Annotated in this window: 11 protein-coding genes; 7 read left to right on the top strand and 4 right to left on the bottom strand. The window is 69.8% G+C overall.

Features of this window, described 5'->3' with window-relative positions:
* Positions 1 to 109: 109 nt before the first annotated feature.
* Positions 110 to 520 (bottom strand): dihydroneopterin aldolase, encoded by a 411-nt coding sequence (folB, locus tag ACFHNC_RS09955; protein ID WP_437169055.1) that lies wholly within the window; start codon positions 518 to 520, stop codon positions 110 to 112.
* On the bottom strand, positions 517 to 1,332 hold the full coding sequence (locus ACFHNC_RS09950; protein ID WP_437169054.1) for an SDR family oxidoreductase: 816 nt from the start codon (positions 1,330 to 1,332) through the stop codon (positions 517 to 519). Before ACFHNC_RS09950 ends, folB begins: the two co-directional genes overlap by 4 nt.
* A 129-nt stretch (positions 1,333 to 1,461) precedes the next feature.
* On the opposite strand from ACFHNC_RS09950, the gene ACFHNC_RS09945 reads away from it, so the two are divergent.
* Entirely contained in the window at positions 1,462 to 1,962 is a 501-nt protein-coding gene (locus tag ACFHNC_RS09945) for a hypothetical protein (RefSeq protein WP_437169053.1), read from the top strand.
* Positions 1,963 to 1,967: 5 nt separating this feature from the next.
* On the opposite strand, the gene ACFHNC_RS09940 is transcribed toward ACFHNC_RS09945, so the two are convergent.
* Both ACFHNC_RS09940 and uvrB read right to left on the bottom strand, forming a co-directional pair.
* On the bottom strand, positions 1,968 to 2,219 hold the full coding sequence (locus ACFHNC_RS09940) for a hypothetical protein (protein WP_437169052.1): 252 nt from the start codon (positions 2,217 to 2,219) through the stop codon (positions 1,968 to 1,970).
* A gap of 106 nt (positions 2,220 to 2,325) precedes the next feature.
* Positions 2,326 to 4,554, bottom strand: coding sequence for an excinuclease ABC subunit UvrB (uvrB, locus tag ACFHNC_RS09935; protein ID WP_437169051.1), 2,229 nt, complete (start codon positions 4,552 to 4,554; stop codon positions 2,326 to 2,328).
* Between the two features lie 63 nt (positions 4,555 to 4,617).
* On the opposite strand from uvrB, the gene ACFHNC_RS09930 reads away from it, so the two are divergent.
* The 6 genes from ACFHNC_RS09930 (at position 4,618) to mdoH (ending at position 12,918) form a co-directional block, all read left to right on the top strand.
* Positions 4,618 to 5,136 (top strand): CYTH domain-containing protein, encoded by a 519-nt coding sequence (locus tag ACFHNC_RS09930; protein WP_437169050.1) that lies wholly within the window; start codon positions 4,618 to 4,620, stop codon positions 5,134 to 5,136.
* A 134-nt stretch (positions 5,137 to 5,270) separates the two neighbouring features.
* Entirely contained in the window at positions 5,271 to 6,008 is a 738-nt protein-coding gene (locus tag ACFHNC_RS09925) for a hypothetical protein (RefSeq protein ID WP_437169049.1), read from the top strand.
* 102 nt (positions 6,009 to 6,110) lie between these two features.
* Positions 6,111 to 6,806, top strand: a complete 696-nt coding sequence (locus ACFHNC_RS09920; protein ID WP_437169048.1) for a hypothetical protein — start codon at positions 6,111 to 6,113, stop codon at positions 6,804 to 6,806.
* Between the two features lie 178 nt (positions 6,807 to 6,984).
* Positions 6,985 to 9,078, top strand: coding sequence for a sensor histidine kinase (locus ACFHNC_RS09915; RefSeq protein WP_437169047.1), 2,094 nt, complete (start codon positions 6,985 to 6,987; stop codon positions 9,076 to 9,078).
* Between the two features lie 148 nt (positions 9,079 to 9,226).
* Complete coding sequence (locus ACFHNC_RS09910; RefSeq protein WP_437169046.1) at positions 9,227 to 10,747, top strand: glucan biosynthesis protein; 1,521 nt, start codon at positions 9,227 to 9,229, stop codon at positions 10,745 to 10,747.
* Positions 10,735 to 12,918: a glucans biosynthesis glucosyltransferase MdoH gene (gene mdoH / locus ACFHNC_RS09905; RefSeq protein ID WP_437169045.1), complete on the top strand. Its 2,184-nt coding sequence runs from the start codon at positions 10,735 to 10,737 to the stop codon at positions 12,916 to 12,918. The genes ACFHNC_RS09910 and mdoH overlap by 13 nt, the downstream gene beginning before the upstream one ends.
* Positions 12,919 to 12,925 lie beyond the last annotated feature (7 nt).

The following is a 12,925-nucleotide window of genomic DNA, read 5'->3' as shown; positions in this document are numbered from 1 at the left end:
CCGAAGAATGTCCGTTGCGCGCGCAGCACCCGCTTGGCGCGGCGGACCTGCCGTCCTGGTATACCGATTTTGCTGATCGGAGGATGGGCAGACTTATCCCCGGGCCCCGTCACCCGGCGCGCACGCGCTCGACGACCACGCCCACGGTCATGACGTCCGGAAAGGCGTCCGGCTTTTCCACCGTCACCCGCGCGCGCTCCACCCGCGGGTCGGCCAGCGCCGCCAGCGCCACCTTCTCCGCCAGCGTCTCCACCAGCAGCACATGACCTTCCGCCACCGTGGCGCGGGCGGCCAGCACCAGGCGCTCGTAATCCACCACGCGGCGAAAATCATCCGGCCCAATCGCCGCCGGCGCGGCATCATCCTCCACGAGCAATTCAACGCTCAGGATGATGCGCTGCGGGCCGGCCTTTTCGTGCGCGTAGATGCCGAGCCGGGCCATCAGCTCCAGCCCGCGCAGGAACACCACCCGCGTGCCACGCGCGGCGTCCGGGACGTAGATGTTCGGCGCCTGGATCATTCGGCAATCTCCGCGGCGCCGGCCGTTGGCGCCCACTGCAGATGCTGCCCGCCATCCAGCGCGATCATCTGCCCGGTCATCGCCGGCAGGGACAGGATGGCGAGCAGGGCGCGCGCCACCTCCTCCGGCCCGGTCCCATGCCGCAGCGGCACGGAGGCGCATTGCCGGTCGAATTGTTCCTGGGATTGGCGCGGGGAGGGAAGTGCCGGCCCCGGCCCGATGGCGTTCACCCGGATCCGCGGCGCCAATGCCAGCGCCAGCGTCTGGGTCAGCGTCCACAGCGCCGCCTTGGACACGGTGTAGGACATGAAATGCGGCGTCAGCGACCAGACCCGCTGGTCCAGCAGATTGACGATGACGCCTTGCCTCAGGACGCCTTGGATCGGAGCAGCCAGGCCGCGCGCCATGGCCTGGGCCAGCACGAACGGGGCGCGGAGATTCGCCTCCAGATGCGCGTCCCAGCTTTCCCGCGTCGCGTCATGCCATTCGTCACGCTCGAAGGTGGAAGCGTTGTTGACCAGCACCCCGATCGGGCCCAGCGCCGCGGTCGCCTGGCCGATCAGCGGCGCCACCTCCGCCTCCTTCGCCAGATCGGCCTGCAGCGCCACGGCGCGGCGGCCGAGCGCCTTGATGCGGGCGACGGTCTCCGCCGCCTCCGCTGCGCTGGTGCCGTAATGGATCGCCACGTCGAACCCCGCCCCGGCCAGCGCCAAGGCCATCGCCTGGCCCAGGCGTTTGCCGCCACCGGTGACGAAGGCGGCACGCGGCACGGAATCGGCCAGGGGGAGCGGTAGGGGAAGGGCGGGGGTCATGCGCCGCGGCAGATAGCCCGGTCTCGGCGGGATGGCCAATGCAGCAAACGCCGGTTGACCCGCGCCCGGCGCAGGCGTTCTGCTGGATGACAGATGCGGAGGAAGCACCATGCGGCAACGGCCGAAGGGGTGGCACAGACCCGGTTCGCCGCGGTGACGGCGGAAGGCAGCCTTTATCGCAACACCCGGCAGGGGCGGGCGCGGGTGGTGCAGTATGGGCTATGGGCCGCAGCCCTGGCCGTCGCGCTAAGTGCCGTGGCGCTGGCCTGGCTAGGGCCGGCGGGCGATGCGCTGGCACTGGTGATCCTGGCCCCGATCCTGGCTGTCATGGCGCTGGGGATGGAGCTGTATCGCAGCCTCTATGTCACGGAAATCCGAGCCCTGCCGGGCGGCCTGCTGGTGGAGACGCTGGGCTTCCGCGGCCGGCGCCGCCACCTGCTACCCTGGGCCGCCCTGCACCGGGCGACGGCGCCGGAGCGGCGCTACCCTGCGCGCGGCGCCTGGTCCTTCGCCGTCATCCTGCGCCGCCCGGGTGGGCGGCTGCCCTTCATCATCGATACGACGCGCGATGACTTCGATGCGGCCGGGCTGGCGAAGCTGGCACGTCGCCGTGCTCGCCGCCCGGATTGAAGCCTTTAGCGGCGGCGGCCGCCGCTGGGGGTGGTCAGCGCACCCACCGCCGCGCCGCCGGCACCGCCGATCAGGGCGCCGGTCACGGCGGACCCGCCCGTGATGGCGCCGACGGCAGCACCGCCCGCCGCGCCGATGGCACCGCCGGAGAGGGCCCGCTGCTGGCCACGGGACATGCCCTCGCAGGCTGCCAGGGGGATGAGAAGCGCGCTGGCCACTGCCAGGCGCGGAAAAAGCCTGCTTGCCGAAAATCGCATGTGATTCGTTCCCCAATTGGTTGCGGGGACGAATAGGCCTGAGACCTGGGGCGGCCATGCGGCGGGATCTGCCTTGACCTTGCCACAAGAAGTCACGTCCCCGCGATCAGCCGCGCCGCCTGCCGCGCCCGCCCTTAGCCTTGTTCGGGTCGTAGCCGCCGCCGCCCGGCCCCATCGGCTTCGGCTTCCAATCTTGCTTCGCCCGCCCCTTGCCGGACCCGGCGGCGCCACCGCGCGGCGCACTGTCCTGTAGCGACCGCCCGGCCATGTTGGGCTGCAGGCCGAGCTCCAGCGCCTCAAGCCGCTTGATCTCGTCGCGCAGCCGCCCGGCTTCCTCGAATTCCAGGTCGGCGGCGGCGGCGCGCATGCGCTTTTCCAGCTCCGCGATGCTGGCGCCGATATCCTTGCCGACGAAGTTGGCGGTGCCGTCGCCCTCCACCGCCTCGACCGTCACGTAATCCTGCTCATAGACGGATTGCAGCACGTCCGAGATGTCGCGGCGGATGGAGGTGGGCGTGATCCCGTGCGCGGCGTTCCATTCCTGCTGCTTGGTCCGGCGCCGAGACGTCTCGCCCAGCGCCTTCTTCAGGCTTTCGGTCATCACATCGGCATACAGCACCACGCGCCCATCCACGTTGCGCGCGGCGCGGCCGATGGTCTGGATCAGCGCGGTGGTGGAGCGTAGAAAGCCTTCCTTGTCGGCGTCCAGAATCGCCACCAGGGCGCATTCGGGAATGTCCAGCCCTTCGCGCAGCAGGTTGATGCCAATCAGCACGTCGAAGACGCCGCGGCGCAAATCGCGGATGATCTCGATGCGCTCCAGCGTGTCCACGTCCGAGTGCAGGTAGCGGCAGCGGATGCCGGTTTCCGTCATGTATTCGGACAGATCCTCCGCCATCCGCTTGGTCAGGGTGGTGACCAGGATGCGGCCTCCGGCCAGCGCCACCTTGCGGCATTCGGCCAGCAAGTCGTCCACCTGGCCCTCGACCGGGCGAATTTCCGTGACCGGATCAACGAGGCCGGTCGGGCGGATCACCTGTTCCGCGAAGACGCCGCCGGTGCGCTCCATCTCCCACGGGCCGGGGGTGGCGCTGACGAAGACGGTGGTGGGGCGATAGGCGTCCCATTCCTCGAATTTCAGCGGCCGGTTGTCCTTGCAGGACGGAAGCCGGAAGCCGAATTCGTCCAGCACCGATTTGCGCGCAAAGTCGCCGCGATACATGCCGCCGATCTGCGGCACGGTGACGTGGCTTTCATCCACCACCAGCAGCGCGTTCTCCGGCAGGTATTCGAACAGGGTGGGCGGCGGCTCGCCCGGCTTGCGGCCGGTGAGATACCGCGAGTAGTTCTCGATGCCCTTGCAGACGCCGGTGGTCTCCAGCATCTCGATGTCGAAGGTGGTGCGCTGATCCAGGCGCTGGGCTTCCAGCAGGCGGCCGGCCGCGTTCAGCTCCGCCAGCCTTTCCTTCAGCTCCGCCTTGATGCTGATGATCGCCTGCTGCATGGTTGGGCGCGGCGTCACGTAGTGGCTGTTGGCGTATATCGCGACGCGGTCGAGGTCCGCCGTGATTTCCCCGGTGAGCGGGTCGAATTCCTTCAGCCCGTCGATCTCATCCCCGAACAGGCTGACCCGCCAGGCGCGATCTTCCAGCTGGGAGGGCCAGATATCGACCGTCTCGCCGCGGATCCGGAAGGTACCTCGCTGGAAGGCGCTGTCGTTGCGGCGGTATTGCTGTTCGACCAGGCCCTTGATCAGCACGTCGCGCTCGATCTTCCCTCCGCGCTCCAGCTTCACCACCATGCGCGAATAGGTTTCGACCGAGCCGATACCGTAGATGCAGGACACCGACGCGACGATGATGACGTCCGAGCGTTCGAGCAGCGACTGCGTGGCGGAATGCCGCATCCGGTCGATCTGCTCGTTGATCTGCGCGTCTTTTTCTATGTAGGTGTCGGTCCGGGGCACATAGGCCTCCGGCTGATAGTAGTCGTAGTAGCTGACGAAGTATTCCACCGCATTGTCGGGGAAGAAGGACTTCATCTCTCCATAAAGCTGCGCCGCCAGGGTCTTGTTCGGCGCCAAGACCAGCGTCGGCCGCTGTACCGCCTCGATCACCTTGGCCATGGTGAAGGTCTTGCCGGAGCCGGTGACGCCCAGCAGCACCTGGTCGCGCTCCCCCTTACCCAGCCCTTCCAGCAGGGTGGCGATGGCCGCCGGCTGGTCACCACTGGGCTCATAGGGGGAAACGACGCGCAGCGGCGGGCCGCCGGACGGCACCGGGCGCTTCTGCGGGAAGAACTCGACGAGGGTCTGGACGGGGGTGAGGATGTTCATGTCGCCGCAGATGTGGGCGCTCCGGTGCCGCTGCGGTAGCCTCCACCTGTATGGAGGCGCCGGATGGGCATCGAGATCGAGCGGAAGTTCCTGGTGGCGGATGAGGGATGGCGCCAGGCGGTGGACGGGCCGGGGGTGCCGATGCGCCAGGGCTACCTCGCCGCCCCCGGCCCGCACGCCGCCCATGTCCGGGTGCGGCTGGCCGGCACACGCGCCTTCCTGACCATCAAGGGTCCGGCGCTGGCGGGCAGCCTGGGGCGCGCCCGCCCTGAATTCGAATACCCGATCCCGGCCGAGGATGCGGAAGGTCTGCTGGCGCTCTGTGCCGCTCCGCCTTTGGTGAAGACCCGCTACGAGGTCCCGCATGAGGGCCATATCTGGACCGTGGACGTGTTCGAGGCGCCGGCGCATTTCGCCGGGCTGATGCTGGCGGAGGTCGAACTGGCGGATGAGACGGTGCAGCCCCGCCTGCCGGCCTGGCTCGGCGCCGAAGTGACGGATGATCCGCGCTTCGCGAATGCCGCCCTCGCCATCACCGGACCGCAGCCGGATGCAGGTTTCGTGGCGCGCGGCAAGGGCTGAAGCGCGGAGTCCTCGCGCCGCTGTGCGGGGCCATACCGGGGACGAGACGAACAATCCGGGTCTGCCGGCGTTCTGGAATGGTGCGGGTGCTCGACACCCGGTCAGAGCTCGGACACCAACTCGGAGGATCATCCATGACCACACGGCACATGGCACTCGCAGGCGCGGTCGCGGCTGTTCTCGGCCTTTCCGGCGGCGCCTTCGCGCAGAGCACCTCGCCCAGCGCCACCGTTCCCAATCTGGGCCCGGCCGGTCAGCCAGTGACGCAGCAGGGTGAGCGCAGTGGCGGTCAGGGCGCGGGCGCTCCGGCGCGTAACATCAACCCCACTCCGATGCCGCCCGGCAGCCGTGCGGACCAGGCGCCCGGGATGGGCGGTGCGATGGGCAGCAGCCAGCCCGGCACCGCGCAAACGGGTAGCGCGCCGCGCATTGCGCCGGCCGATCCGGCCTCGCCGCAGGGCGGCCGCGCCGCCCAGACCAATCCCGGCGCCAGCGGGCCGTTGCCCGGCTCCCGTCAGCCGATGGGCTCGGCGGGCACGCACCCTGGCGCAGCGCCGATGATGGGCGCGCCCGCCACCGGTGGCACCGCGGCAACCGGCACCACCACGCCGATGGCGCCCGCGCAGGGTGCCGGGGCGATGATGCCGCGCACCACCACGCCGGGTGAAGCCCGCAGCGATGTGGCGCCGCTGAGCGGGGCGAATTCCTTCACCGAGGGCCAGGCCCGGTCCCGCATGCAGGATGGTGGCTATGCCGATGTGCAGGCGTTGCGCCTGGACGAGCAGGGCGTCTGGCGTGGTCGCGCCGTCCGCAACGGCCGGCCGACCGGTGTTGCGCTCGACTACCAGGGCAACATCGTCGCCACGGACTGACCCAGCCGCAAGCCGCGCGCGGCATCCCGCCAGGGCCTGATCGCTCAGGGCACGGAGGCCGCGCGCATCAGCGCCAGACATTGCAAGAGAGGAACCTGACCCATGGCAACCCGTACCATCGCCCGGCTTTTCGACAATTCCGCCACCGCACATGCGGCGGTGCGCAGCCTGGAGGCCGCCGGCTTCGCGCATGACGACATCACCTATATGGGCAGCGCCAATGAAGGCGCGGCGCGGAACCAGGTCGGTGCGGATTCGATCCGCGGCGGCGCCGGCAGCGGCATGACCGGCACCACCGCCGACACGACCACCGAAACCGGCGCGGCGACCGGCGCTTCGCTCGGCACCGTGGTCGGTGGCGGCGCCGGCCTGCTGGCCGGCATCGGCGCCCTGGCCATTCCGGGCATCGGTCCGCTGGTCGCGGCCGGCTGGCTTGTCGCCACGCTGACCGGCGCCGGCGTCGGCGCCGCCGCGGGCGGCCTGATCGGCACCCTGACCTCGGCCGGGGTCGAGGAGGAACATGCGGGGACCTACTCCGAGGGTCTGCGTCGCGGTGGCCACCTGGTCGCCGTGCGCGCCGAGGAAGGCCGCGCTGCCGAGGCGGAGCGGATCCTGCAGCAGCATGGCCCGGTGGACATGGAATCCCGCCAGGCGGAGTGGCGCACCGATGGCTGGGACCCGGCCAAGGACCCGACGCGCAATCCTGGCTACGTCGGTGCGCGCCCGATCGGCACCGCGCATGACGATATGCGGCTGGCCAATGACCCGACCCTGCGCCGCCCCGGCGACGTTGCCTGACCCCATCGTTGCGCAGTTTGATTTTCGGAAGGGGGCGCCCGTCTTCGGGCGCCCCTTTTTGCCGTCTGCGGCGCCGGTAAAAGGTTTGACTTCGGTTTCGCTTGCGACTTGTGTTTGACGCAGCTAGTTCCCAGACCTCGACAAAGATTTAGTTGCGTACAGGGAATAAACTACCCGGATGCGCCTTTCGACACGCATCGCCGTGCTATGTGCGGCGGCCGTCATGCCATCGCTGGCGATTCAGGCCTGGCATGAGGTTGCCTCCCGCCAGGGACGCCTCGCGGAGGTGCGCGCCGAGGCGCAACGATTTGCGCTGCAATCCGCCTCCGAGCTCAACCGCGTGCTGGAAGGCGCTCGCAACCTGTTGGCGGCGCTAGGCGAAGCGCATCTGCGCGGCGGTACCTATCCCGGTTGCGGTACCGGGCTCGCGGCGCTGAGCGCCCGCCTGCCGCGCTACGCCTCGATCGGCGTGAGCGACGCGGAGGGGCGCATCCTGTGCAGCTCCGCCGGTGCCGCCGGTCCCAGCAGCATCGCCACCCGGCCGTATTTCCTGCGGGCACGGGACAGCGGGGCCTTCGAGATCGGCGCAGTGATGGAAGTGCCCCGTCCGGGCGGCGGGGTGCGGCGCATATTGCCCCTCGCCCTGCCCATCATGTCCGAGGGTCGTTTCGCCGGAGTCGCCATCACCAGCATCGACACGGTCTGGCTTTCGGACAATCTGGTCGCCGCCGGCGCCATGCCGCCCGACGTCGCCGTGACGGTGGCGGACGCCCAGGGCCTCATCGTCGCCCGCATGCCGCAGCCGCAGGATTTCATCGGCACCGCGGTGCCAGCCCCCATCCGCGCGCTGGTCCAGGCCGCCGAGCCCGGGGCGATCGAGATCATGGGCGAGGACGGTACGCCGCAGATCCTGGGCTATGTGCCGGTCGGCGCCGGCGCGCCGGGACTTTATGTCAGCGCCGGCTTCCCGACCGGGCCGGCGCTGCGGCAGGTGAACCAAGGGACGCAGCGCGCCGTGCTGATGGTGCTGGCTGGTCTGCTCTCGGCCCTGGCCGCCGCCTGGCTGTTCGGCCGGATCTACCTGAGCCGCCCGGTCGACCAGCTTCTGGAGACCATGCGGCGCTGGACCGCCGGCGACCATGCCGCCCGCAGCCATAGCGACGACCGCAGCGAGATCGGCCGCCTTGCCGCCGGCTTCAACGCCCTGGCCGATGCCGTCGCGATGCGGGAGCAGGAATTGCGGGAGGGTGAGGCGCGGCTGCGCGACGTACTCGGCGAAATGCCGGTCGCCGTCGTGCTGGCCGAGATGTCCTCGGGGCGGGAGGTGTTCCGCAATGCCCGGGCGCGCGCGCTGCTCGAATGCCCCGGTCTCCGAGAGGGGACGGGCGGCGAGCCGGTACCGATCCCCTTGCCCGAACCGCTCGCCGGGCCGCTGCGCGCCGCCATCCAGTCCGGCGCGACGACGGAAGGCCTCGAGCTGCCGCTCCGCCGCGCCGATGGACGGGAGACGGTGCTGTCGGTCAGTGCCGCGCCGGTGCGCGCGGCCGGTGGGGTGAAGCTGGCGGTGGCGGCTTTCCTCGATGTCGGCGAGCGGCGCCATGCGGAACGCCAGCGCGAATTGCTGACGGCGGAGCTGCGCCACCGGGTGAAGAACGCGCTGGCCGTGGTGCAGTCCATGGTGGCGCAGACCTTGACGCAGAGCGCCTCCCTGGATGAGTTCCGGCGCAGCTTCAACCCCCGCCTTTCGCTGCTGGCGAAGGCGCAGGATGCGCTGTTCGCGTCCGAGAATGGCCAGGTGCGGCTCGATGCGCTGGTGCGGGACACGCTGGCCCCCTTCGGCGCCGCGGTGCTGGTGCGCGGCCCGGACCTGCCGCTGCCTGCGAAGCAGACCCTGTCGCTGGCCATGGTGCTGCATGAGATGGCGACCAACGCCGCCAAGCACGGCGCGCTCCGCCCGGATTCGGGTGGAGAGGTCGCGGTGACCTGGACCCTGGCGCCGGCGCCACCAGGGGCAGAGCGGGCGCAGCAGCCAGCGCCGGATGGTGCAAGCGAGATGTGGGTCCATCTGCGCTGGGCCGAATGTGCCACCCGGCCGATTGTCAGCGCCAGCCGCCGCGGCTTCGGGGCCAGGTTGATCGAGCGCTGCGTCAGGCATGACCTGCGCGGCCAGGCCGAATTGCAGTCCGACCCGGCCGGCATCACCTGGCGGCTGGAATTTCCGCAGCCCCAGGATGCCGAGGGGCCACAGCTGCAACAGGCGCAGCGCGCCTGAAGCAGCCGCCGCGCGCAAAATATTGCGGTGCGGCATTACAGCGACCAGGGGTGATGCAACCGGCGAGGCTCGGCCTCGTTACGTGTGTGCCACGCCTCGTCGGGAACCCCCGCACGGCTGGCGCCAACCTGCCGATTGGGGGCCCGCCTTGCACCGCCGAACCGCCCTTACCCTCATCGCCTCCTCCGCGCTGTTCCTGCGTTCCGCCGCCGAGGAGGTGGAGGCGCAGCCGGCCGCGGCGTCAGCCGGCACGCCGTTCAGCGACAGCACGGTGCGCGACCTGGCGCGGGAATTGGCACGGCAGGATTACAAGGCGCCGGACAGCACCCTGCCGCGCGGCCTGACCGATCTCAGCTATGACGATTACCGCACGCTGCGCTTCAACCCACAGGCGGCGATGTGGCGCGGCGACAATTCGGACTTCAACGTCCAGCTTTTCCATCGCGGCTTCCTCTACGCCCAGAAGGTCGATCTGCATGAGGTGGTGGACCGCCGCAGCCGGCCCATACCCTATGACCCGGCTGCCTTCACGCTGGGCGATCGGCCGGCGCCGGGCGCCGGTTTCGGCCATGCCGGCTTCCGCATCCATCACCCGCTCAACACCCAGGGGGTGTTCGATGAGCTCGCGGTGTTCCTCGGGGCGTCCTATTTCCGCGCGGTCGGGCGTGGGCAGATCTATGGGCTTTCGGCGCGCGGCCTCGCCATCAAGACCGCCGATGCGGCCGGCGAGGAGTTTCCGCTGTTCCGCGCCTTCTGGCTGGAACGCCCGCATGCGGGCGCCAATTCGGTTGTGGTGCATGCGCTGCTCGACAGCCCGAGCGCCAGCGCCGCGTTCCGCTTCACCATCCGCCCGGGCGACAACACCGTCTTCGACGTGCAGGCGGTGATCTATCCGCGGGTGGCGCTGGTGGCGGCCGGGATCGCGCCGCTGACCAGCATGTATTTCTTCGCCCCCAATGACCGGATCGGCACCGATGACTACCGCAATGCGGTGCATGATTCCGACGGGCTGATGATCGCCACCTCCCGCGGCGAGCAGATCTGGCGGCCGCTGCACAATCCGCGCGATTTGCAGATCAGCCAGTTCCGCGAGGTCAATCCCCGCGGCTTCGGCCTGATGCAGCGGAAGCGCGACTACGCCTCCTACAACGACCTGGAAGCAGTCTACGAGCGCCGCCCCTCGCTATGGGTGGAGCCGATCGCCGATTGGGGGGCGGGGCAGGTGCAACTGGTCGAGATTCCGACCGACAGCGAGGTGCACGACAACATCGTCGCCTTCTGGCGGCCGGATCAGCCGATGCGGCCGGGCGAGGAGTATAATTTCGTCTATCGCCTGCACTGGATGCCGGTATTCCCTGGCAACCCGGCGCTGGCGCAGTTCACGGAAACCCGGATCGGCGGCGCCGGACGGACCGGGCGGCTGTTCGTGCTGGATGTCGCGGGCGGCCGCGCTGGTGAAGTGCCGCCCGATGCCAGCCCGACGCTCGATCTGACGCACAGCGCCGGCACCATCCGCAACACGGTGGTGCAGCGCAATTCGCAGAATGGCGGCTGGCGCGTGCATTTCGAACTGGTGCCGGGTGCGGCACGGCTGGTGGAACTGCGCGCCGTGCTGAAGCTGGGCGAGCAGCCGCTGACCGAGACCTGGCTCTACCGATGGACGGCGTAATCCACCCCACTGCGGAATGGCACCATCTGCCGACAGCGGCGCCGCTGCCGATGCCGGTGCAGTCGCTACGCCAGGCGCCCGCGCCCGGCCCCACCGCGCGACCTTCCGCGCCGCGCTGGATGGCGCTGCGGCGCTTCCTGGTGCTTGGCGGGGCGGTGGCCCTGACGGCATTCGGGGCCTGGGAAATGGCGCAGGTGCTGGACGTCAGCCGGCCCACCGCGATCCAGCTTGTTCTGCTCGGGCTTTTCGTGGCGCTGTTCGGCTGGATCGCGCTGTCCTTCCTCAGCGCGCTCGCCGGCTTCGGCAGCCTGCTGGCGGGCGGCGGGCGGCGCCTCGGCATCGATCCCGCCGCGCCGATACCGGACCTGCACGACCGGACGGCCCTGCTGATGCCGGTCTACAACGAGCCGCCGGAACGGGTGATGGCTGGGCTTCAGGCGATTCACGAAAGCCTGGCAGCAACCGGCCGCGGCGCGAATTTCGACATCTTCATCCTGAGCGACACCACCGACCCCGACGCCTGGGTGGCGGAGGAAGCCGCGTTTCTGGCGCTGCGCGAGCGCACCGGTGACCACGCGCATATCTTCTACCGCCGCCGCCCGAAGAACCACGAGCGCAAGGCTGGCAACATCGCCGAATGGGTGCAGCGCTTCGGCGGTGCCTATCCCCAGATGCTGGTGCTGGACGCCGACAGCGTGATGGAGGGTGATGCGCTGGTCCGCCTGGCCGCGGCGATGGAGGCGCACCCCGATGTCGGGCTGATCCAGACCCTGCCGGTGATCGTCAACGGCAATTCCTTCTTTGCCCGGATGCAGCAATTCGCAGGCCGGGTCTATGGCCCGATGATCGCCGCCGGTATCGCCTGGTGGCATGGGGCGGAGGGCAATTACTGGGGCCACAACGCCATCATCCGTACCCGTGCCTTCGCCGACCATGCCGGCCTGCCGACCCTACGCGGCCCGAAGCCTTTCGGCGGGCATATCCTCAGCCATGATTTCGTCGAGGCCGCGCTGCTGCGCCGGGCCGGCTGGGCCGTCCACATGGTGCCCGCGCTGCGCGGCAGCTACGAGGAAAGCCCACCATCGCTGACCGAACTCGCCGTGCGGGACCGTCGCTGGTGCCAGGGCAACCTGCAACACGCGGCGGTGCTGGGCGCGCGTGGGCTACACCCGATCAGCCGGCTGCATCTGTTCACCGGGATCGGCAGCTACATCACCGCGCCGCTCTGGCTGTTGTTTCTGGTGGTCGGCGTGTTCGGCGCGCTGGAGGTGCGCTTCATCCGACCGAACTACTTCCCATCCGGCCCGTCGCTGTTCCCGGAATGGCCTGTGGTGGACCCGGTGCGCGCCATGTGGCTGTTCATCGGCACCATGGCGCTGCTGCTGGTGCCCAAGCTGCTGGCGTGGTTCCTGCTGCTGCTAAATCCGGAGGAACGGCGCGGCATCGGCGGCACCGTCCGGTCCTTTCTCAGCATGCTGGTGGAGACGCTGGTCGCCGGGCTGCTGGCGCCGGTGACGATGCTGACGCAGAGCGTCGATGTCGCCTCGATCATCACGGGCCGCGACTCCGGCTGGCAGCCGCAGCAGCGCGACGACGGCACGCTCGGTTGGCAAACCGTGTTCCGGCTGTACTGGCGGCACACATTGTTCGGCCTGCTGTTCGGCGCCGCCTCTTGGCTCGTTTCGCCCTATCTGGCGTTGTGGATGCTGCCGGTGACGCTGGGCCTGGCGCTGGCGGTGCCGTTGGCGGCACTGACGGCGCGGCGGGCGACGTGGCTGCGGCAGATCGGCCTGCTTGCAATTCCCGAGGAATCCGCCCCGCCGGCGGTACTGAACCGCTCCAACACCATCCGACGCCGGTTGATGGAGCAGGCGCGCCCGATGGAGGCTGTGCAGCGCCTGGCGGCTGATCCGGCGCTGCGGGACGCCCATTTGGCCATGCTGCCGCCGCCGCGGCGCCCACGACTGGATCCGCTCGATCCTGCACTGCTGCTGGGCTGCGCAAAGCTGGAGGAGGCGGAGGATTTGGACGGCGCACTTGCCACGCTGACGCGCGCTGAGAAGGCGGCCGTGCTGGGTGATTCCGGCGGTGTGGCGCGGCTGCTGAACCTTACCAGTTCGCCGCGACCGGGCGAACCCGCGGTGCCGCGTTCCGCCGCGATGGCGGACTGACCGGCAC

The sequence above is a fragment of the Falsiroseomonas sp. E2-1-a4 genome, assembly GCF_051433165.1.
In the GTDB taxonomy this organism is placed as follows: domain Bacteria; phylum Pseudomonadota; class Alphaproteobacteria; order Acetobacterales; family Acetobacteraceae; genus Falsiroseomonas.
The sequence above is the reverse complement of the archived record's forward strand: the minus strand, read 5'-3'. Positions and strand labels throughout refer to the sequence as shown.

Bases quoted from the DNA above. Each gene is read 5' to 3' on its own strand.
- folB (WP_437169055.1), bottom strand. From the start codon at position 520: ATGATCCAGGCGCCGAACATCTACGTCCCGGACGCCGCGCGTGGCACG.
- ACFHNC_RS09950 (WP_437169054.1), bottom strand. From the start codon at position 1,332: ATGACCCCCGCCCTTCCCCTACCGCTCCCCCTGGCCGATTCCGTGCCG.
- ACFHNC_RS09940 (WP_437169052.1), bottom strand. From the start codon at position 2,219: ATGCGATTTTCGGCAAGCAGGCTTTTTCCGCGCCTGGCAGTGGCCAGC.
- uvrB (WP_437169051.1), bottom strand. From the start codon at position 4,554: ATGAACATCCTCACCCCCGTCCAGACCCTCGTCGAGTTCTTCCCGCAG.
- ACFHNC_RS09930 (WP_437169050.1), top strand. From the start codon at position 4,618: ATGGGCATCGAGATCGAGCGGAAGTTCCTGGTGGCGGATGAGGGATGG.
- ACFHNC_RS09925 (WP_437169049.1), top strand. From the start codon at position 5,271: ATGACCACACGGCACATGGCACTCGCAGGCGCGGTCGCGGCTGTTCTC.
- ACFHNC_RS09920 (WP_437169048.1), top strand. From the start codon at position 6,111: ATGGCAACCCGTACCATCGCCCGGCTTTTCGACAATTCCGCCACCGCA.
- ACFHNC_RS09915 (WP_437169047.1), top strand. From the start codon at position 6,985: ATGCGCCTTTCGACACGCATCGCCGTGCTATGTGCGGCGGCCGTCATG.
- mdoH (WP_437169045.1), top strand. From the start codon at position 10,735: ATGGACGGCGTAATCCACCCCACTGCGGAATGGCACCATCTGCCGACA.